The sequence below is a fragment of the Ferroacidibacillus organovorans genome (genome assembly GCF_001642725.1).
In the GTDB taxonomy this organism is placed as follows: Bacteria; Bacillota; Bacilli; order Alicyclobacillales; family SLC66; genus Ferroacidibacillus; species Ferroacidibacillus organovorans.
Window position 1 is genome coordinate 1 of record NZ_LSUQ01000012.1, and the last position, 20,185, is coordinate 20,185.

The window sequence follows — 20,185 nt, forward strand, 5'->3', positions numbered from 1 at the left end:
GTATAGCACCGTGCAATCCGAAAAACGTCCACCTTCCCCGACGTGCGCCTGAATCTTTGAGAGTGCGTAAATCGCCTCATCTTCTGCATCTTGCGCCGCGTACACCGCGATTTTTTCACCCGTGCCCTTCGTTGACCACAGTGATTTTTCCACGCGGTTCTGATTGTTCTGAATGACCGCATTGGCCGCTTTCAAAATCGTATCTGTCGAGCGGTAATTCTGCTCCAGTTTGATCATTTTGCGCGTTGGAAAATCGCGCTCAAAATAATCAAGATTCGCGCGATCCGCGCCGCGCCAGCGATAGATCGCCTGATCGGCGTCCCCGACGACACACACATTGTGATGCTCTTTTGAGAGCATGCGAATCAGCTGGTACTGCGCGCGATTCGTGTCTTGATACTCATCGACGTGAATGTAGAGAAATTTTTCTTGGTATGTTTTTAAAACATCCGGAAACGTCTCGAACAGTGAAACCGTTTTACCGATTAGATCGTCAAAATCAAGTGCGTTAGCGCGGCGTAACTGATGGTCATAGGCCGCAAATACGCCGCGCACGATTGTGTCGACAGGACGAGTTCCGGTCGCTACAAACGTCGCCGGCGTCAGCAACTCATTTTTTGCGGCAGAAATGATCCACTGCACAGAGGCGGGGTCATACTTCTTGATGTCGTGGTTTAGATCGAGCATACACTGCTTGATCATGGACGCTTGATCGTCCGCGTCAAGAATGGTAAAGGTGGGTGTAAAATCGAGGTGGCGCGCCTCGCGTCGCAAAATTTTTACGCACATCGCGTGAAACGTGCACATCCACATGTCATCCGCCGCGTCACCGATCCACTGCCGCACGCGTTCATTCATTTCACGCGCAGCCTTGTTTGTAAATGTGATGGCTAGAATATTCCAGGGGTCTAGTTTTTTTACGTTTGTCAGATACGCGATGCGCCGTGTCATTACGCTCGTTTTGCCTGAACCCGCGCCTGCCAGCAAGAGTAGCGGCCCATCGGTCGTCACGACCGCTTCGCGTTGCGGATCGTTTAGAGAAGCGAGAAGTTGATCTGCGTCGAGTTGCTTTGTCATCGTCGGCATGCCTGTTCCTCCGTACATCAAGCGCTAGAAAACGTACATGAGCTTATCACGGATGGCAATGAATCGAAAAGCAGGAATGTGCGCGATGATCGCGTACAAAAGCGCGCAACCCATGATCCACTTTTTTAAAACGGCACCACGCTCACGTCCGACTGAACACGCAGAACACGTGACGCGACTACGCGCGAATACACGCCGCAAAGGTCTTCTACAGCCATGTGTCCGGTGTGCGCGAATGCGACTGGAGGGTCGATCAAATCTTCACGAAAATAGCGCGCGCTTGGCGCCATATCTCCCGGATAACTGAATCCGGGCAGGCTTGAAAGCGCGAGATTATGCAGCCTCCCAATCCCCGTTTCAAGCATCCCGCCACACCACAGCGTGACACCGGACGCCACACAGCGGTCATGGATGCGCAGCGCTTCGGCAAACCCGCCTACACGCCCTGGTTTCAAGTTGATCACTCGGCACGCGCCAATCGCGATTGCCTTGCGCGCATCGTCGTCACTGCGGATGCTCTCATCAAGACAGATTGGCGTGCGAATTTCTTTTGCGAGCGCCGCGTGATCAATCAAATCATCCCAACCGAGCGGCTGCTCAATCATCGCCAGTTCCAACGCGTCAAACTGTCGCAAAATCTCAACATCGTTAAGCGTATATGCACTGTTGGCGTCTGCCACCAAAGAGAGTGTCGGGAACGCGTTGCGCAGTGCGCGCAAGACCGCAATATCGTGACCATGGGCAATTTTGACCTTGACACGTTGAAAGCCCTGTTCGAGAGAATCGCTCACGCGCGCGATCCACTGCTCCCGGCTCGACTGCATGCCGATGCTGATCCCGACTGGAACATGACGCTTTGTGCCGCCGAGAAGTTTTCGAAGGGGGATTCCTTGTTCAGCAGAAAATGCATCCCAAAGCGCCATTTCGATCGCCGCCTTTGCCATCGCGTGCCCGCGTACCGACCGAAAGCGGTCGCTCACGCATGAGAGATCTGCGCGCGTGGCGACAGTCACACCGCGCAGCATCGGCAAAAGAACATCACGCAGGACAAACCACGCGCCGTCTGTCGTCTCTTCTGTATAGAGTGGCAGATGTCCTGCGACACATTCTGCAATCCCTATCGCTCCATCTGTCGTCTCTATCTCAACAAGAATGAGATCGCGTGCGTCTTCTCGTCCATACGATGTGACAAACGGTTCACGCAACGGCATCTGCAAGCGCCGCAGCGTCCCATGCTTAATACGCACAAAAATTCCTCTCCACTCTCATCTGGCGTTCATCGAATTTGACGTTGTTACAGCAAACCGCCCAAGCAGACTGCTTTTTGAACACCCAGCTGTTCTGCGCCAACTGTAGCCCCGACTTACCATTCACACGGCCTCTGTCGTGTATCGTCGCAGGAGGAGTGGAAAGAGCACAATATAGGCGAGTTGCAGGGCAAACGCTGCGACAAACGGTTCCGCAAGCGATCCTATACCGATGAGCATACCGCCAAGCGCTGGTCCAAACGCGGCTGGCACCGTCCAGGAAATCGCGTTTAAACTGCTTGCAAACCCCCTTCGCGAATCACGCACGAGACCTACCCCAAACGCTTGACGCGCACCGACCGAGCTTCGATTGACGATCGAGCGTAGAACGTATAAGACCGCGGCGACAGAAAAATTCATCGAAAATGGAATCGCAATCAAAAGCGCAAGACCTGCGATGCGCGGAATGACGACTGCGCGCATCAACCCGTAGGTTCGCGAGAGCCTGCCAACAAGGAGCGATGATGCGGCAGTGAGGAAAAAGGTCACTGCATAGACGGGACCGATCGCTTCCGGACCTACGCCAAATTTTACATTGAACCAATACGGAAAAAGTGGCGCGATCACACCTACTCCGAGCGAGTTGATCATATTGACAATACTGAGGCGCAAGAGTGCCCCATTCTCGCGACGGCGCGCGCTGCGCTCCTGTTCTGCTGCGTCAGGAAGTGTTTCAAATTTATTAAAAATCTGATCTTCAAGCGTAGAGCCGCGCGCGGCGAGTATTTTCTCATCCTGGTGAGACCGATTGACAGCACCGGTTGACGATTGGGTGTCTGCGCGTACCTCTTTCATCCGATAAATTTGCACCGCGTTGATCACCGCGACGAGCAACGTCAAGAAAAAGAGGGGAAGATAAGACATCACACCATTTTTAACCGGCAAAACATGGGGCAGTCCGGCCGCCAAGAGTGACCCTACGCCCATCCCGGCAAACTGTAGTCCTGCGTTTGCACTGAACACACTCCCCCGCCGCTTCGTGTCGATCACTTGAGCCAGCCACGCCTGTTCTGCGGGGGCAAACGGTCCTGAAGCGCCATTGGCGCCGCGCCCAAAGCCAAAGACCCCACCCACCAGCACGAGCAACGTGGCGCTCGGAACGAGGATGACCAGAAGCGTTCCAAGGGCGAGTCCAGCTTCATAAACGAGAAGAAAACGACGGCGGCCGACGCGATCGCTTGAAATACCGATCCAAAGGCTGAGCAGAGATCCGATGAGACCACCCGCCATGAGCAAAAGACCAATCTCAGGCGCACTCCAGTGACGCGCGCGCAAATAGAGGGTAAAGTCCACCCCCATCGCGCCTTGTGCGATGCTGCGCATGAAGCGAGTCAGGATCAGGGTCTTCGCCACTGGATTCAGGCGACCGATCCCCCGCCATGTTTCGATGACGACACGCACGCGTGACACCGCCCCTTTGCATTTAACCAAACTGTGATTGGAACTTGTCAAAACGTTCATTTCAAAGGATAATTCTACTAGAAAGTCAACCCGAGGGAAATGTTCTTGTGGAGGTGTTGCCGGTGACTAAAAAATTTCGCACGGCCTTGGCCGCGCTCCCTGTCCTCTCTCTCCTTCTCGTCTCCGGCTCCGCGTTTGCAGAAGTGATGCACCCCCTTTATGACAACCTTTTACTCCCGCAAGCGCGGGGCAACGTTCACGCGGAATTGCGCGCAATCCATCACAAACTTCGAATGAATGACGAAAAAGGCAGAATTGCCGTGCTCGACGTGTTTGTCACCCCGAACGGCAAGCATTACTTCATTGGAAAAATCGAACTTTCCCACGAGAAGACAACCTTGTATTTTATCAATCGAACCCTCTTTGCATCCCTCGCAGACATGCGCACGGCAATTGCCGACAAACCTGACTTTGAACTGATTGGGCATACGCTTGATGTCTATGCCGGAATCATACGCGTCTCGCTGCACTAGGTAATCATCGCTCTGTGGATGAGAAAGGATGGTGAGTATGCGCCCGACCAATCGTCGAAGTGTCACGATTGCCGTTATGGTAGCAACCTTTTTGACAGCAATGGACAACACGGTAGTCAGCACAGCCATGCCGACGATTGTGAGTGATTTAGGCGGGATTCAATTGATCAGTTGGGTGTTTGCCGTTTATGTGCTGACAACCGCTGCAACGACGCCCATTTTCGGGAAATTGTCTGATCTCTACGGTAGAAAACTTATTTTTACGATTGGAACGATCCTGTTTTTGCTTGGTTCCGCCCTCTCTGGCGCTTCCCAAACGATGGTAGAGTTGATCCTGTTTCGCGCGTTTCAGGGAATTGGAGCGGGTGCCGTTTTTCCGATTACCCTCACCATTATTGGCGACCTCTATCAAGGGGAAGCGCGGGCGCGCATCCAAGGACTGTTTAGCGCCGTGTGGGGGATTTCCGGTGTCGTTGGACCTCTTGTCGGCGGTTTTTTCGTCGATGTCATCTCATGGCGCTGGATCTTTTATATCAATATTCCGATTGGCATCGTCTCCATTGCTCTATTGTGGTTTTTTCTGCACGAGAAATTCGAGCGAAAGAGTCACCGTATCGACATACTCGGCGCGCTCCTCTTTCTTTGCGGCATCTCATCTTTGCTGTACGCCATTTTGAGTGGAGGGCAAACCCTCGCCTGGAACTCGCCTTTGCTGATTGTGTTGCTGACGAGTTCCGCAGTTCTCCTCGCGCTTTTTCTCTTTGTCGAGTCGCGCGCGAAAGAACCGATGCTTCCGCTTTCTCTCTTTCACTTGCCAGGCATTGCGATCGCCAACCTCGCGAGTCTTTTTGGTGCGGCGATGCTCATTGCCATGTCTGTTTACATACCGCTCTTCGTACAAGGGATCATGGGACAATCCGCAACCAGCGCAGGTCTCACCCTCACGCCAATGTCCATTGGGTGGCCCCTTGGCGCCGCTGTAGGCGGACGGATCATGTTTCGCATCGGGCCGCGCATCACGAGCGTCCTCGGCGCATTCCTTCTCGTTCTCGGCTGTGCGTGGCTCTCCTTGTTGCCCATGGGGACAAGCCAGTGGCCGTTTATTCTAATCATGGTCATCGTCGGTTTCGGTTTTGGTTTTGCCTTTACCGCGTTTACGATCTTAGTGCAGTCAGCGGTTGATTGGCAAATGAGGGGCACCTCAACTGGAACAAATCAGTTTATGCGAAACATCGGACAGACACTCGGGATTGCACTTTTTGGCCTGTGGCTGAATGACACAGTGGCAAAAAAATTGATGAATCCCGCACTCTTTCGCGTGACGCACGGCAACGCCGGAACGCTCGGGCGATTGCTCAACCCTGCGGTCGCATCCCATTTTAATGCATCCTTCGTGCAGTCGATGCGCGCTGTGTTGTATGATGGATTACACGCGGTATTCATCATGGTCATCGCAGTGTCCATCATCGTATTTGTGCTCACATTCTTTTTGCCTACAAAGTTCCCAGAGCAGATGCATTCGCCATCTAAAACGTCTGCCTGATCCGTTCCCCTGCGCTTTCGCGCAGAGTGACACCCTCATTCTAGATGACCAGAAATCGAAAGGAAGATGTTTGTGAAACTCGGCGTATTTGCAGTTTTGTTTGGAGATCGAAAATTTGAAGAGGCGCTCGACCTGATTGTTGGCGCTGGACTGCAAACTGTAGAAATCGGTTGTGGACCATACCCTGGCAAAGCGCATTGCGATCCCGATCAACTCCTTGTGGACGAGCGCGCGCGCGATGCGTTCATGCACGCGATTACGTCCCGTGGACTCTCGATCAGCGCACTTAGTGTACACGGCAATCCGCTGCACCCAAACACTGAAGTTGCCAAGGAACACCATCGCCAGTTTGAACAAGCGGTGCTGCTCGCTGAAATGCTCGGTGTCGATACGGTTGTCACATTCTCTGGGTGTCCCGGTGAGTCAGACCACTCTCTGAACCCTGCTTGGGTGACCTGCCCATGGCCTGAGGAATACGCGAAGGTTCTTGAGTGGCAGTGGGAAGAGAAGGTCATCCCCTACTGGAAAAAACAACACGATTTTCTAGAGGCTCACAAGATGCGCGTCGCAATCGAAGCGCATCCAGGGTTTGTCGTCTATCACACCGAATCCATGCTGCGCTTGCGCAACGCGTGTGGGCCGCGCATCGGGGTCAATTTTGATCCGAGCCATCTCTTCTGGCAGGGAATGGACCCCGTCGCCGCGATCAAAACACTGGGCAAAGCGAATGCAATCTTCCACGTCCACGCGAAGGATACGAGCTTTGACCGCGAAAATATGAGTCAAAACGGTGTGCTTGACACCAAGAGTTACCGAAACGAATTGGAGCGCTCTTGGATTTTTCGTACGGTGGGCTATGGGCACGGCGAAGAGACGTGGCGCAACATCATCAGTGCCTTGCAACTGGTCGGCTACACGGGTGCCGTTAGCATTGAACACGAAGACAGTCTGATGGCGCTTGAAGAAGGATTTTTAAAGGCAGCGTCTTTCTTAAACGGATTATTGATACGCGAACGTCTGGAAACCATCTGGTGGACGTAGGCTGAATCACACAACAGGAATACGTCTCAGGCGAGATTTTCCATCCCGCGCGAGACGTATTTTCATTTTACGACAAAAAAGGTCAACAATGAGCGAAACCTAAAAATAGCCAGTGTTCTCGCAACGCTTCGCCATGCTACGATCACTTTATCAAAGGAGGATGTTTCAAATGATGATTGCAACAGGGCGCATTCCTATTCTAATCGCGCTTGGCGTCACCGGAATGCTCTATGGAACACACTACATCTTGAAAGCGCCAGGGTACATCGCACCGCCTCGTCACACATCTTCAGTCACAGAATCCAGTGATCCATTGCAACTGCGTGAAGATATCGTCGCCACCTCAAAATCACTCACCGTCATCAATGCCGCCTCGCTGACGCTCAAACGACTGCTCGATGAAAATCATACACTGCGAAACGAAGTAACAACACTTATTGCGAGCAACCATCATAATGTGTCTACCCTTGAGCAACTCTATGGCACAAGACTCAGTCAGTACCAAGCGGCGCTATCTCGCGCCGACGCGCAGCTCGCCGCACGGCCTGCGACATCCTACGGCGGAGATGACAACGGCAATTGACCGCCACACAAGCGTTACCGCGCACGCGATAGGCTAACTTTCATCGTCTGGCGCATACATCATCTTGATCGTCATGCCGCCATCGACGACGAGATTGGTTCCCGTGATAAACGAATTTTCAGGGGCCGTCAAAAAAAGACACACGCGCGCGATATCGTGTGGTGTGCCTACGCGCCCTGCCGGGTGTTGCATGCGATCGATCTCCCGATGAACAGGGGTGGAGCGCCTGCTTTCTTTTTGCCATTCAGACACCTCGATCCACCCCGGACTGACGGCGTTTACTAAAACGCGCGGACCGAGTGACACGGCAAGGGAGTGCGTAAGCGATACGATTGCACCCTTTGAAGCGGAATACGGTTCTGTGTTCGGTTCAGACATGAGCGCGCGCGTGGATGCCATGAGTATAATGCGACCAGGATTGGCTAGCCCCAAGTAAGGCGCACAAAGCGAGCTCATCAGATAAGCCCCGCGAACATTGACTGCCATGACACGATCAAACGCCTCAATCGGGCGCTCGAACAGCGATGCGTTGTGCCCAATGCCAGCATTGTGGATCAATATGTCCAAGCGCCCGAAACGATGAATGACTTCATCAATAAAACGCTGATCCACCTGCTCCAAGGAGACGTCTCCACACTCAACATACAGATTTTCTTTTTTGGAAACCTGAGCAATCAGTTCAGCGCACGCCTCTTCATCTTGATCTAGAATCGCGACATCGTACCCCTCATCAAGGTAGGTCTCACACAAGCAGCGGCCGATGCCGTTTGCTCCCCCTGTAATCACGACCACAGGACGTTTCATAAAACCTCCTAAAATGCGTGTAATGTGTCTTTTAAATAGGCAAAACTTTGCGCAATGCTGACAAACGGATCGCCGGGACACTGGTCCTGCTCCACAAAGTGCGCATCAATGTGCGGGGCTACAGAAAAGATTTCTGCAAAATCAAGTACACCAGCGCCCACTTCGCAGTATTCCCGATCTTCTGACGCGCTCATATCCTTTACATGAAGCGCCACGCAGCGGTCACCGTATGTCTTAAGGAGTGAGATGGCTGAATACCCTGCGTACTCTGCCCAGTAAACATCCATTTCAAGTTTTAGTCGATCTGCCGGGACGCGCGATAGCATCACGTCGAGCGCAGTCTGACCCGCATCATTCTTCATGGTCAGCTCGAAATCATGGTGATGGTAAAGCAGCGTCAGGCCGTACAACTTCACCTTTTCGCCAACCTCATTCAGACGATCTGCCACGCGTTCAAAGCTTTGTATCGATGTGCGCATCTCAGGGGATAACCAAGGACAGACAAGATAGGATACCCCGAGTGTCTTCGCGTATGCCATCTCATCCTCGTTCAATTGGTCAAACGGGATATGCGTGGAGCGCGGCGTTAACCCCAATTCGTGGCAATGCTCGCGCAATTCGTTTGCCGAAAATCCGCCATAGCCTGCAAATTCAAGATCCCGATAACCAATCTCGGCGACGCGCGCGAGTGTTCCAAGGTAGTCCTTTTCCATTTGTTGGCGCAACGTATAGAGCTGGATGCCTGGTTTCAACGTAAATCCTCCCGTATACCATCATGGTTCATTCATTAGAATCTAGTATACAATAGATTCATGGCAATGTATGACAAAGGAGCGATTTCATGCGCGCAATCGGTATTAAAGAACCTGGCGAGCCATCCGTATTGACGATGGTAACGTGTGACCCTCCCCTTCTTCGCCCACACCACGTGCGCGTGGCAGTGCGCGCAACAGCGCTCAATCGCGCAGACCTTCTTCAGCGGCGCGGGTTATACCCACCTCCTCCCGGAGAATCCGAGATTCTCGGATTAGAAGTGTCCGGAGTCGTATGCGAGCTAGGCGAAGGGGTGACAGCTGTCACTGTGGGAGATGAAGTGTGCGCCCTCCTGCCTGGTGGAGGCTACGCAGAAGAGGTGGTTGTGCACGAGGATATGCTCGCACACATCCCGAGTGGGCTTACCTTTGAAGAAGCGGCGGCGCTACCGGAAGTTTTTTTGACCGCTTATTCAAATCTCGTCTGGTTGGGACAGTTTCAGCCAGGTCAATCCATTTTGATTCACGCAGGTGCAAGCGGTGTAGGAACGGCGGCGATCCAACTCGTGAAACAGATGAATGGGAACTGCATGATCACTGCTGGCTCTTCGCAAAAACGATCGTTTTGCAAAGAACTCGGAGCGGATAGGGTTTTCAATTACCACGATGGCTCTTTTGTGGAGGCTGTTCTAACATTTACGAATGGTCGCGGCGTAGATATCATTTTTGATTTCATCGGGGAGCCTTACTTTTCACAAAACCTTGCTTCGCTTTCATTTGACGGCAAACTTATTTTGATCGGAACCATGGGAGGTAGCATCGCGCAAAATGTCGATCTCGGATACCTCTTGCGCAAGCGCCTACAGATTTTGGGGACAGCGCTGCGCTCGCGTTCACAGGAACAAAAGATCGCGTTGACGCGCTCCTTTTTCTCTTATGCCACACCGCTGTTTGAAAGGGGCGTCCTAAGACCAATTGTCGACCGTGTGTTTGATTGGCGTGACGCCGCCGCTGCGCATGCGTACATGGAGACGAATCAAAACATCGGAAAGATTGTGCTAACTATAGGGAGAGGAGATGAGAATCGACCGTGACAGATTTTATTTGTGTTGATGTGTTTGACATGGGGCTGTATACAGGCAACCCACTCGCCGTCTTTCTCAAGGGCGAGTCGTATGACGACAAAACGATGCAAATGCTTGCGCGTGAGATGAATTTATCAGAAGTCACTTTTATGATGTCCGATTCGATCACCGCCATCGACGGTGTTCCGACTGTAGATGTGCGCATCTTTACACCCGCCGCAGAGATTCCATTCGCTGGTCACCCCACCCTTGGGACAGCCTATGTCTTTCAACAGGAGTTCCTTAAACAGGCATTTCCCTCGGTCAATCTGCGAATGAAAGTGGGGATCATCCCTGTTGATTTGAGGTATGATGGCGATCGTTTGCGCCAACTTGTGATGACACAGAACCAGCCGAGCTTTTTGCAAACGTATTCGCGCGCAGCGATCGCGCCCATTTTGTCACTGACAGAAGATGATATCGATGATGCAATGCCGATTCAAATTGTGTCGACCGGATTGCCCTTTTTAATTGTCCCCTTAAAGCATCTTGCGGGGGCACAACGCGCGCGAATTTACGAAGCCGCTCTTGAAGATGCTTTTCGTGGAGAAGAACTCCCGAATTTTCTCATCTATACAGCAGAGACAGTCGATCATCACGACTATCACGTTCGCGTGTTCGTACCAGAATTGGGCGTTTCTGAGGACCCTGCCACAGGAAGCGCAAACGGCTGCCTGTGTGCCTATCTAAGCAAGTATGACGCAAAGAGGCAGGGGCACTTTCGGGCCACTGTCGAACAGGGATACGCCTTAAAACGTCCAAGTCTGCTCTACCTTGAAGGAGAGCGTAAAGCAGAAAACTACCTGATCCAGGTCGGTGGACAAGTCACACCTGTCTATCGCGGTACCCTCACACGACCCTAAGCATTTTTCTAACCATCCAAGGCATATCTCAAAAACGCCGCCCCCCTTATGGAGAGCGGCGCATTGCGTTCACTAGCGATGATCCGGGTTTACAACAGCTGAGACGCGTTCGACTGCACTTTTTCCAAGCTCGACGGCAGCATTCGCCGTTCCGCTAATCGCTTCACCTGCCGCATTCAACATCTGCCCGTTTTGAGCTTTGTCTTGTGCGTTGTGCGCGCCTTTGGAAAACTCTCGTCCAGCTTTGCGCATATGGTACTCGTTCAACGGAACCATCCCCTCTCTCATCCGTGGTACGCAAGACATAGCATGCGCGAATGGAGCACTCCCTATGCATCGCGCGAGAGGGAATCATTGTAGCGCGACGACACGCGCAACCTGTGCACTGCGAGGTAGGATACTTATGCGCTAAACTGCGGTGTACATCTCCATGCGCAATTTGTCGGCAACCATCGCGATAAACTCCGAGTTTGTCGGTTTGGCCTTGCTTGTGCTGATCGTATGCCCAAACACTCGCGAGATGGACTCCGTATTCCCACGGCTCCACGCCACCTCAATCGCGTGGCGAATCGCTCGCTCCACACGCGAAGACGTCGTACTGTATTTGCCAGCAATCTTAGGATAAAGAATTTTTGTGACCGATCCGAGAATATCGACATCGTCGTATACAATCGTTATGGCCTCACGTAGGTATTGATAACCTTTGATATGTGCGGGTACGCCGATCTCGTGAATGATCGTCGTAATCAGTTGATCAAGCGTACGAGGTCTTGTCGTTCCGTATGTAGGGCGACTCTCAAATTCTGACGCTGAAGTTTTGGACATTCTCCCCGATGGCGAATACGATGTGGCCACATCGCGAATGCGGCTCACAAGGACATCAAGATCAAACGGTTTGATGACATAGTACAGTGCGCCAAGGTCGAGCGCTTTGCGCGTAACACGATCCTGCCCAAACGCGGTCAACATAATGATTTTTGGAAGTGGCACACTACGATTTGCGTTTAAACGCTCCAACACCCCGATTCCATCGAGGTTTGGCATGATGATGTCAAGAACGACGACATCCGGACGAATGGTTTCAATGGCGGATAATACCTCGAGTCCATTGTTTGCGACGCCAACGACATCCATGTCGGTTTGTTCACCGATATAATCCACTAACAGATCGGCAAACTCCCGATTGTCGTCTGCAATGAGTACACGTATGCTTTCCACGATGACTGAGCCCCCTAAATGCCTGACTCTTCTCTAATTCGACATTCAATTCTTCCTTCCTTGCCATTTCGCGAAAAAATTTATCGGGGGATTCAGACAATATTCGACAAACGTGTAGAAAATGATGGTTTAAAAAAAGAGAGGTGCCCGATCAGGCTGCCTCTCGCGGGTGTTGAAGATGTATGTGAACAGCTTTTTGCACCATCCACAAAGCATAGATGCCATACCCTTGGGTTGGGTCATTCACGAAAACATGTGTCACAGCTCCAATCAATCGCCCATCTTGCAGCAAAGGACTTCCGGACATGCCTTGCACAATTCCACCCGTTTTGGCGAGAAGCACAGGATCGACCACTTTTATGACTAATCCTTTACTCTCCGGGTGGTCTTGACGAAGCGTGCGCACAACCATAACGCGAAATGATTCGACGCGCTGACCAGAGATGACTGTTAGAAGTTGAGCAGGACCTGCATGGACTTGTTCGAGTCGTGCGACTTCGATCGGTTTATTTAAAACGGTGTCACCCGGAGGACTCATCAGTCTGCCAAAAACCCCGAATTCGTGATTGTCCTCGATGGTTCCAAGCACCCGATGATCATTGACAAACGATCCTCTCTTTTCACCCGGTTGCCCACTCTCCCCACGTTCGATTGAAGTCACTGATGCGTGCACGATCTGTCCCCGACCAAGGATCGGTTCCCCTGTGTCAACGTCTGTGATCACATGCCCAAGCGCCCCAAACTGATTCGTCTTTGGAAGATAAAACGAGAGCGTTCCAACGCCTGATGCCGTATCTCGGATGAACAGTCCGATGCGATATCCGCCTGAGTCATCGTCAAACTCTGGTTTTACATGGATGGCTAGCGGCGCTTTTTGGCGGATGACGTGAAACGTTGCGGTGCGATGCAACGCGGCCGCATTGTTTACACACTGCGTAACTTGTTCAATTGCATTGACAGGTTGTCCATCAATGGACGTGATCATGTCGCCGATGCGCACGTGCGCACGCTGTGCTGGACTTAACGAAACCTTACCCTGATGGATGAAATGATACCCGACGACGAGTACACCCTGCGCGTGAAGTTTAATACCAATCGATTGACCTCCAGGCACGGCATAATAGGAAGAAGGCGCTGCACTCGCATGCGACCAGAAGTGAGGTGCCCACGTCCATCCACTCGCGGCGTGTGTCGCCTGAGGCGCAGATCCCATCATGAAGAGGGTGGCGCAAAGAAGAATTGAGAGCATACGGATCATCTGCTTCATTTGGATCCCCCTTCAGCGTGTTGTTCATCGTGCGCTTAGTCTGCCCGACGCTGCGAGGGGAATGATGCACAAAACATGGTTCAATGAGGAGAAACCATCAGAACTTGACGGAACCTTGAAGTGTACGTATTCTTTCCCTGAAGCAATCTTTCCATTTCAATGAGAAGAGTGACCGAGCATTTCCATGGCCTGTGCGCGCGTCGTATCAGAAGCGTTCAATCCTCCCATCATGCGCGCCAATTCTTCAACGCGGTCCTCTTCTTTGAGTTCGCGCACCGATGTCTTGGTGCGTCCTTCATGCGTCGTCTTTTCAATATGAAAATGGTGATTCGCAATTGCTGCAGTCTGCGCGAGATGCGTGACACAAAACACCTGATGGCGCGTAGCGATTTGCTTCATAAACCTTGCCACTGCTTGCGCAGCTTGGCCAGAAATCCCTGTGTCAATCTCGTCAAATACCAGCGTCATCACGGGATTCTTCCCTGTCATGACCGCTGAAAGCGCGAGCATGAGACGCGCCAGTTCACCGCCAGACGCGATTTTTGTGAGTGGTTTGACCATCTCTCCACGGTTCGCACTAAAAAGCAGTTCCAGATCATCCAGACCATCTGCGCGCGGTTCTACACGTCGAATAGAGAATGTCAACGCGACATTAGGCATCACGAGCGCGTGGAGAACATCGGTAATTTCACGCTCAAGTTCACGCGCCACCTTGATACGCTCCTCGTGAAGCGCTTCTCCGATCACTGCAACGCTCGCCTGTGCTTGCAGTAAATCATCGCGAAGTGTCTTGATACGCTCCTCGTGATGAATAAGTTCGTCCAATTCTTCTTGCGCCTGTTTTGCAAACCTCGTGATCTCTTCCGTCGTGTCACCGTATTTTTTCTGCATACGTTCGATCAGTGCAAGACGATCTTCAAGCCGAGACAACTTTTCCGGTTGAAAATCGATGGATGAGCGATATGCGCGAATAAACGAAGCTGCCTCCGATACATTCACCTGAGCGACTTCTAACAGCGATAACAGCTCGCGAAGGGATGGATCCAACTCGAGCACGCTACGGATCTCTTCAAGCAGCGTGAAAAGTGCAGCTTCGATTCCTTGTGCCGCATGGGTCCCTTCATAGATCGACTCGTACACGTCGTCTATCGTTGAGCGTAGTTTACCCACGTGACGCATTTTTGTCCGAAGCTCCCGCAGCCGCACATCCTCACTTGGCTTGAGTCGCGCATCTTCAATCTCGCGGATCTGACTCTGCAAAAGATCGATCTTACGCACGCGCTCCTTCTCACTTTGAATCGCTCTCTTCAAATCGCGTTCAAGACTGTGAAGATGTGAAAACGCTTCACGGTAAGATTCCAACAGATGTTCGAGCGACTCCCGCCCGTATGTATCAAGCAAGACAAGATGCTCTTCCTTGCGCATGAGTGACGTGTGGTCGTGTTGTCCGAGTTGCTCTACAAGCATCTGACCCAATTGGCGTAGAACTTGCACACTCACGAGGCGGCCATTGACGCGAGCCACTGTTTTTCCGTTTACATTCACATCGCGTGAGATCAACAATTCCTTGTCATCCAGTTCTATACCTTGCTCAGTGAGTAGCGGTTCCATACGTTGTAAAACATCATCGCGAAGATCAAAAATGCCTTCGACATGCGCGCGCACTTCTCCCGTTCTCACGAGTTCACTACTCGCTCGCGCGCCAAGAAGCAGGCCGACCGCGTCAAGGAGAATGGACTTCCCCGCCCCCGTTTCACCGGTTAAACAGGTAAACCCTTCTTCAAACGCCAATTCGAGTGATTCGATCAACGCCAGATTGGTAACACGAATATGACGCAGCAAACCCGATCCCCCTTTTTAAAGCAACCCCTTCACACGCTCAATGACCATTTCTGCCGCTTCATTCGAGCGACAGACGAAAAGGATGGTGTCATCCCCCGCCACTGTGCCTAATACCTCCGGCCAGTCCAACGTGTCAAATAAAAAGGCAACTGCGTGCGCATTACCGGGAATCGTGCGCATGATCACCTGATTCATCGCACTGTCAATCGCCACAAACGCGTCATTGAGCAGGCGGTGAAGTTTTACATCGGGTTGAATCGTGGACGGAGCCGTAGGAAGTGAATATTTATACCCTCCGTCCGCAGTTGGCGTCTTGATCAGATGCATCTCCTTGATGTCCCTTGAAATGGTTGCTTGCGTTACTTGAAAACCCGCATCGCGCAAAGCATCCACCAGCTCATCTTGTGTTTCAATGACGCGCTCGGTTATAATTTCTCGAATTTTCAAAAGTCGTTGACCCTTCACGTTATCGACCTACCCTCTATCTTTCCATTGTGGTTATTTCAATCTCCGCGCAGTTTGGATTGGAGAATGGAGAAAAAAGATTGATCATGCAAGCGTACCAATACTGTATCGCACGATGCGCGCGTAATATCAATTCGATCGCCTGACATAAGCGCGAATCCAACCTGCCCATCTACCGTGAGTCCAAAATCATTGTGATTAGCAAACACGGTGACTGAAACGCGCTGATTCGCGTCAATCACACAGGGACGCGCCACGAGCTTGTGTGGACAAATCGGTGTAATCAAGATCACCTGAAGGTGCGGCAAAACGATCGGACCACCGCATGAGAGAGAATACGCGGTCGATCCGGTTGGCGTCGAGACGATCAGACCGTCCCCTGTGAATTCTTCATACACTTCTTGATCTACCGCGACGCGAACCCCAATCATTCTGCCGAGCGCACCCTTGCCAATCCCCGCATCGTTTAGTCCAACGCCTTTGTGGACATACTGCCCGTCACGCCACACTTTTGTCTCAATCATCATGCGTCGCTCAAGCGTATAGTCTCCCTTGAGGACGCGCGAGACCGCCTTCTCTAAATCGCCCGGATCTGCCTCTGATAAAAATCCCAGATGCCCAATGTTGATGCCAATCATCGGTATCTCATAGCACGAAAATTGGCGAGCTGCTCCGAGCAGCGTTCCATCTCCCCCTAAAACAAAGAGGACGTCCACGTGATCTGCGAATTGTTCAGGGTTCATGGCGAGTTCTTCACGACCAAGGGAAGTCGCACATCGTGGATCCGTATAGACGAGACCGCCGCACTGTTGAACTGCATGAACAATTCGAGAAGCGACTTCTATCGCGTTTTGCTTCGTATGATTGCACAGCACACCAATCTTTTGAGTCACACGTAAACCCCTTCCCACGCTCCGTCTCAAACTTGCCGCGAAACAACAAATCCACACGCCTTTGAATGGTCACAATAGACGGATAAAAGTCAGGTCCGAAAGTAATCTCCCCATCAATGAGACTGCGCAAGCGCAAAGCCGAGCACAGCACCGATACACAGCCAGAGTAAGCGCATTCTCCACTTTCGATAACGTAAACGACTCGAAACTTCAAGCGAAAAATCGACCCATGTCAATTCATGCGTTTCTGGTTGCAAGAGGCCAACAGGCGCGTCATAAATCACATAAAGCGGCATCACATGCGATCGCAGCCAAGCACCGCTTACGCGCTCCGGATCGCGCAGTCGTTTGACTCGCACAGGACAAGGCTGTCCATCTTTTTCCACAATAAAATCAGCGAGAAGATAACTCGAAAACTTACGGTGGCCAAAGTACGTGATCGCCTCGTGAGCGATGCGTTCGTCAAGTATTTTAAACCCTATCGTTTGCAAAACTTCAGATGCGTACACAAAGCGTTCGCGCTGTGACTCGGGCTGATCGCTTTCCCAAGACGCATTGCGAAAACGAGAACGTAAAAAAAGGTAGAGAACGGTTACGCTTGTCAAAATCGCGATCACAGCCATGATTCATCCCCCAGACCATTCCTGTTCGCGATTCATCTGGAAAAATCCTGCATGGGATCGCCACACTCACGATCGAACAAATTGGTTATGCGCCATTTGGACAACGCTATCGATTTGCACAGGGTCTGCGCGGATTTCCTGTGGATCTGCACAGACAAAATGTCCTAGAAATTCTAGATTACCGTCTCCCCCCGTGATTGGAGAATAATCGAGGGCGAGCAAGCGCATGCCCACGCGCGCTGCACCTTCAATGATTTCGTGGAGCACAGCCGCATGCACACTCGCCTCTCGGACAATGCCACCCTTACCGACGCGAGACGGACCCGCCTCGAACTGCGGTTTAATAAGTGAAACCAGGGACTCCCCTTTTCGCAAAATCTCGCACAATTTTGGCATGAGCGTCACAATTGAAATAAAAGATACATCCATCACCGCAAAGGTGGGATGCGGTTCAAACCGCGTCACATCTGCATAGCGAAAATTGGTTCGCTCCATGACAACCACACGTGGGTCCTGGCGAATTTTCCACGCTAATTGACCGTAGCCCACATCGACGGCGTACACACAGTTTGCGCCGTGTTGCAAAGCACAATCAGTAAATCCGCCGGTTGATGCACCTACATCGAGAACCGTTTGATCTTTTACATCCACGTCAAAGACGTTGAGCGCCTTTTCAAGTTTTAGTCCACCTCGGCTAACGTAGCGAGGGACTTCACCTTTTATGGAGAGATCTTGATTAAGTGGTAGTTTAGTTCCGGGTTTGTCCACGCGCTCCGTCTTTTGATAGACGAGACCTGCCATGATCAATCTGCGCGCTTTTTCACGCGTCTCGGCCAATCCAGCGCGAACAAGTAACACATCGGCACGTTCTTTTTCCATTATTTTTTCACGAGACGCGGCGAAATGTTGCGCTTTTCGACACGCGTCTGCGCCTCACTCAGCGGTCGATGAAGCAAAGTCTCTGCCTCGCGGGCAACATGATCTGCCGTCAAGCCAACGTGGTGAAGGAGTTCTTCACGCGAGCCGTGTTCCACAAAATGATCCGCGATACCAATCGGATGTACCCGCACCGACAGGTCGTGCGTCGCGTAGAATTCGAGAATGGCACCGCCCACACCGCCTGCCGCACTCGCCTCTTCGAGCGTCACGATCGGCATGTCAGAGTGTGCCAGGCGCAAAAGCATCGCTTCATCGAGCGGCTTTACAAAACGCAAATTGATCACGAGCGCAGAGATTCCACGCTGATTGAGCATAAGCGCTGCGTTCTCGGCTACCGCAACCATCGGTCCGAGCGCCAGCAGGGCTACATCAGACCCTTCGCGTACAATTTCTGACACGCCGATTGGCAGTCGCATAAACGGTTGGTCAAGCGCGACACCGCGACCGTCTTCGCGCGGGTAGCGAACCGCCACTGGCCCCTGAAGTGTCAGCGACGTAAACAGCATGTGTCGAAGCTCACCCTCATCTTTTGGCATCATAATCGTCATGTTAGGCACTGTGCGAAGAAACGCCACGTCAAAGACGCCCTGGTGCGTTTCACCGTCAGGACCTACCAACCCTGCCCGATCAATCGCAAAGACGACAGGCAAATTTTGAATGCAGATGTCGTGAATGACCTGATCGTAGGCACGCTGTAAAAATGTGCTGTAGACGGCGAAAACAGGTCTCATACCCGCCGTGGAAAGCCCAGCGCAAAACGTTGCCGCGTGTTGCTCTGCGATGCCGACATCAAAGCAGCGCTCTGGAAATTCTGCCGCAAAGCGATTCAGCCCCGTTCCGCTCGGCATGGCAGCTGTGATCGCGACGATCCGTTCGTCCGTGCGTGCAAGTTCAGTCAGCGCATCCGCGAAGACTTGCGTGTAACTCGGCGTTGCTTTTTTCGGTTTTGTCACCGCACCGCCTACACTGTGAAGTTTGTCGGGCGCTGTTTCTGCAGAAGGATACCCTTTTCCCTTTTGCGTGACCACGTGAATCAGCACAGGACTTGTGAGTTCCTTCGCCTGTTCAAGAATAGAGAGCACGGATGACAGATCGTGACCGTTGATAGGGCCAAAGTATTTAAAGCCGAACTCTTCGAACAGCGCGCCTTGCACCATGAAATACTTAAGACTGTCTTTTGCGCGTTCTGCGGCGCCTGCCAGTTTATGGCCAATCGCGGGAATTTTTTTAAGTAGTGTCTCAATCTCACTCTTCATGCGACCATAGTGTGGGTCCGTGCGCAGTTTCGTCAAATACTGCGACACCGCACCGACATTTGGCGCGATCGACATCTCATTGTCGTTAAGAATGACAATGAGCCTCTTTTTGAGATCTCCTGCATGGTTCAACGCTTCAAACGCCATACCACCTGTCATCGCGCCATCGCCGATGACCGCTACGACGTGGTGATTCTCACCACGCAAATCGCGAGCCACCGCCATCCCAAGCGCGGCCGAGATCGACGTGCTCGCGTGACCGACGCCAAAAAAATCGTGCGGACTCTCATTGCGCTTTGGAAACCCCGCCATGCCGCCGTATTGTCTCAGTGTGGGAAACTGCGCCTGTCTTCCAGTGAGTACTTTATGCGCATACGCTTGGTGCCCTACATCCCACAAGATGCGGTCACGCGGTGAATCAAATACATAGTGCAGCGCTACAGTAAGCTCCACGACACCGAGATTCGATCCAAAATGACCGCCGACTGCCATGATTTGTTCAATGAGAAATTGTCGGGTTTCAGCGACGAGTTGCTGGAGTTCGTCACGTGATAATGTTTTTACGTCCGAAGGATCCTTTATGATTTCAAGCATCCGGCAGCGCCGTCCTTTCAGTTGTACAACAAAGTGCATATCATCGCAGTT

Annotated in this window: 20 protein-coding genes; 6 read left to right on the forward strand and 14 right to left on the reverse strand. The window is 52.0% G+C overall.

The window, feature by feature from the left end; translation table 11 throughout:
• The 3 genes from AYW79_RS05935 to AYW79_RS05945 form a co-directional block, all read right to left on the reverse strand.
• Positions 1–1,086, reverse strand: a 1,086-nt coding sequence (locus AYW79_RS05935; protein WP_231884535.1) for an ATP-dependent helicase, incomplete at its 3' end; no start/stop codon positions are given.
• A gap of 125 nt (positions 1,087–1,211) precedes the next feature.
• Complete coding sequence (gene menC, locus AYW79_RS05940) at positions 1,212–2,333, reverse strand: o-succinylbenzoate synthase (protein WP_067563125.1); 1,122 nt, start codon at positions 2,331–2,333, stop codon at positions 1,212–1,214.
• Between the two features lie 123 nt (positions 2,334–2,456).
• The gene (locus tag AYW79_RS05945; protein WP_197460938.1) at positions 2,457–3,794 is read right to left on the reverse strand and encodes an MFS transporter; all 1,338 of its coding nucleotides are present in this window, start codon (positions 3,792–3,794) and stop codon (positions 2,457–2,459) included.
• Positions 3,795–3,916: 122 nt separating this feature from the next.
• Here AYW79_RS05945 and AYW79_RS05950 point away from each other — a divergent pair, with 122 nt between their 5' ends.
• The 4 genes from AYW79_RS05950 to AYW79_RS05965 all read left to right on the forward strand — a co-directional run bounded on the left by AYW79_RS05950 (position 3,917) and on the right by AYW79_RS05965 (position 7,494).
• Positions 3,917–4,327: a hypothetical protein gene (locus tag AYW79_RS05950; protein ID WP_143216159.1), complete on the forward strand. Its 411-nt coding sequence runs from the start codon at positions 3,917–3,919 to the stop codon at positions 4,325–4,327.
• Positions 4,328–4,355: 28 nt separating this feature from the next.
• On the forward strand, positions 4,356–5,870 hold the full coding sequence (locus AYW79_RS05955; protein WP_269449048.1) for an MDR family MFS transporter: 1,515 nt from the start codon (positions 4,356–4,358) through the stop codon (positions 5,868–5,870).
• Positions 5,871–5,942: 72 nt separating this feature from the next.
• Positions 5,943–6,911 (forward strand): sugar phosphate isomerase/epimerase family protein, encoded by a 969-nt coding sequence (locus AYW79_RS05960; protein WP_067563135.1) that lies wholly within the window; start codon positions 5,943–5,945, stop codon positions 6,909–6,911.
• A gap of 169 nt (positions 6,912–7,080) precedes the next feature.
• A complete protein-coding gene (locus AYW79_RS05965; RefSeq protein ID WP_067563138.1) occupies positions 7,081–7,494 on the forward strand; it encodes a hypothetical protein in 414 nt (137 codons plus the stop codon).
• 33 nt (positions 7,495–7,527) lie between these two features.
• Here the strand turns inward: AYW79_RS05965 and AYW79_RS05970 are convergent, their stop codons facing one another.
• Together AYW79_RS05970 and AYW79_RS05975 are read right to left on the reverse strand one after the other, a co-directional pair.
• Entirely contained in the window at positions 7,528–8,298 is a 771-nt protein-coding gene (locus tag AYW79_RS05970; RefSeq protein ID WP_067563141.1) for an SDR family oxidoreductase, read from the reverse strand.
• Positions 8,299–8,306: 8 nt separating this feature from the next.
• Positions 8,307–9,050: a sugar phosphate isomerase/epimerase family protein gene (locus AYW79_RS05975; protein ID WP_067952912.1), complete on the reverse strand. Its 744-nt coding sequence runs from the start codon at positions 9,048–9,050 to the stop codon at positions 8,307–8,309.
• 89 nt (positions 9,051–9,139) lie between these two features.
• Here AYW79_RS05975 and AYW79_RS05980 point away from each other — a divergent pair, with 89 nt between their 5' ends.
• Positions 9,140–10,144, forward strand: a complete 1,005-nt coding sequence (locus tag AYW79_RS05980; protein ID WP_067563144.1) for an NAD(P)H-quinone oxidoreductase — start codon at positions 9,140–9,142, stop codon at positions 10,142–10,144.
• Positions 10,141–11,037 (forward strand): PhzF family phenazine biosynthesis protein, encoded by an 897-nt coding sequence (locus AYW79_RS05985; RefSeq protein ID WP_067952910.1) that lies wholly within the window; start codon positions 10,141–10,143, stop codon positions 11,035–11,037. The genes AYW79_RS05980 and AYW79_RS05985 overlap by 4 nt, the downstream gene beginning before the upstream one ends.
• Before the next feature lie 72 nt (positions 11,038–11,109).
• Here the strand turns inward: AYW79_RS05985 and AYW79_RS05990 are convergent, their stop codons facing one another.
• From AYW79_RS05990 to dxs, 9 genes are all read right to left on the reverse strand, one after another.
• Entirely contained in the window at positions 11,110–11,304 is a 195-nt protein-coding gene (locus AYW79_RS05990) for a hypothetical protein (RefSeq protein ID WP_067952908.1), read from the reverse strand.
• A 141-nt stretch (positions 11,305–11,445) separates the two neighbouring features.
• Positions 11,446–12,255, reverse strand: coding sequence for a sporulation transcription factor Spo0A (gene spo0A / locus AYW79_RS05995; protein WP_067563151.1), 810 nt, complete (start codon positions 12,253–12,255; stop codon positions 11,446–11,448).
• A 151-nt stretch (positions 12,256–12,406) separates the two neighbouring features.
• Entirely contained in the window at positions 12,407–13,522 is a 1,116-nt protein-coding gene (spoIVB, locus tag AYW79_RS06000) for a SpoIVB peptidase (protein WP_067563154.1), read from the reverse strand.
• 156 nt (positions 13,523–13,678) lie between these two features.
• On the reverse strand, positions 13,679–15,364 hold the full coding sequence (gene recN / locus AYW79_RS06005) for a DNA repair protein RecN (RefSeq protein WP_067563158.1): 1,686 nt from the start codon (positions 15,362–15,364) through the stop codon (positions 13,679–13,681).
• Positions 15,365–15,379: 15 nt separating this feature from the next.
• Positions 15,380–15,829, reverse strand: coding sequence for a transcriptional regulator AhrC/ArgR (gene ahrC, locus AYW79_RS06010; RefSeq protein WP_067563160.1), 450 nt, complete (start codon positions 15,827–15,829; stop codon positions 15,380–15,382).
• 38 nt (positions 15,830–15,867) lie between these two features.
• Positions 15,868–16,722, reverse strand: coding sequence for an NAD(+)/NADH kinase (locus tag AYW79_RS06015; RefSeq protein WP_067563163.1), 855 nt, complete (start codon positions 16,720–16,722; stop codon positions 15,868–15,870).
• Positions 16,723–16,835: 113 nt separating this feature from the next.
• On the reverse strand, positions 16,836–17,345 hold the full coding sequence (locus tag AYW79_RS06020; protein WP_067563166.1) for a hypothetical protein: 510 nt from the start codon (positions 17,343–17,345) through the stop codon (positions 16,836–16,838).
• A gap of 66 nt (positions 17,346–17,411) precedes the next feature.
• Positions 17,412–18,224, reverse strand: coding sequence for a TlyA family RNA methyltransferase (locus tag AYW79_RS06025; RefSeq protein ID WP_067563169.1), 813 nt, complete (start codon positions 18,222–18,224; stop codon positions 17,412–17,414).
• Positions 18,224–20,134 (reverse strand): 1-deoxy-D-xylulose-5-phosphate synthase, encoded by a 1,911-nt coding sequence (gene dxs, locus AYW79_RS06030; protein WP_067563172.1) that lies wholly within the window; start codon positions 20,132–20,134, stop codon positions 18,224–18,226. The genes AYW79_RS06025 and dxs overlap by 1 nt, the downstream gene beginning before the upstream one ends.
• Positions 20,135–20,185: the final 51 nt, after the last annotated feature.

Bases quoted from the DNA above. Each gene is read 5' to 3' on its own strand.
- AYW79_RS05955 (WP_269449048.1), top strand. From the start codon at position 4,356: ATGGTGAGTATGCGCCCGACCAATCGTCGAAGTGTCACGATTGCCGTT.
- AYW79_RS05965 (WP_067563138.1), top strand. From the start codon at position 7,081: ATGATGATTGCAACAGGGCGCATTCCTATTCTAATCGCGCTTGGCGTC.
- AYW79_RS05970 (WP_067563141.1), bottom strand. From the start codon at position 8,298: ATGAAACGTCCTGTGGTCGTGATTACAGGGGGAGCAAACGGCATCGGC.
- AYW79_RS05980 (WP_067563144.1), top strand. From the start codon at position 9,140: ATGCGCGCAATCGGTATTAAAGAACCTGGCGAGCCATCCGTATTGACG.
- spoIVB (WP_067563154.1), bottom strand. From the start codon at position 13,522: ATGAAGCAGATGATCCGTATGCTCTCAATTCTTCTTTGCGCCACCCTC.
- AYW79_RS06020 (WP_067563166.1), bottom strand. From the start codon at position 17,345: ATGGCTGTGATCGCGATTTTGACAAGCGTAACCGTTCTCTACCTTTTT.
- AYW79_RS06025 (WP_067563169.1), bottom strand. From the start codon at position 18,224: ATGGAAAAAGAACGTGCCGATGTGTTACTTGTTCGCGCTGGATTGGCC.
- dxs (WP_067563172.1), bottom strand. From the start codon at position 20,134: ATGCTTGAAATCATAAAGGATCCTTCGGACGTAAAAACATTATCACGT.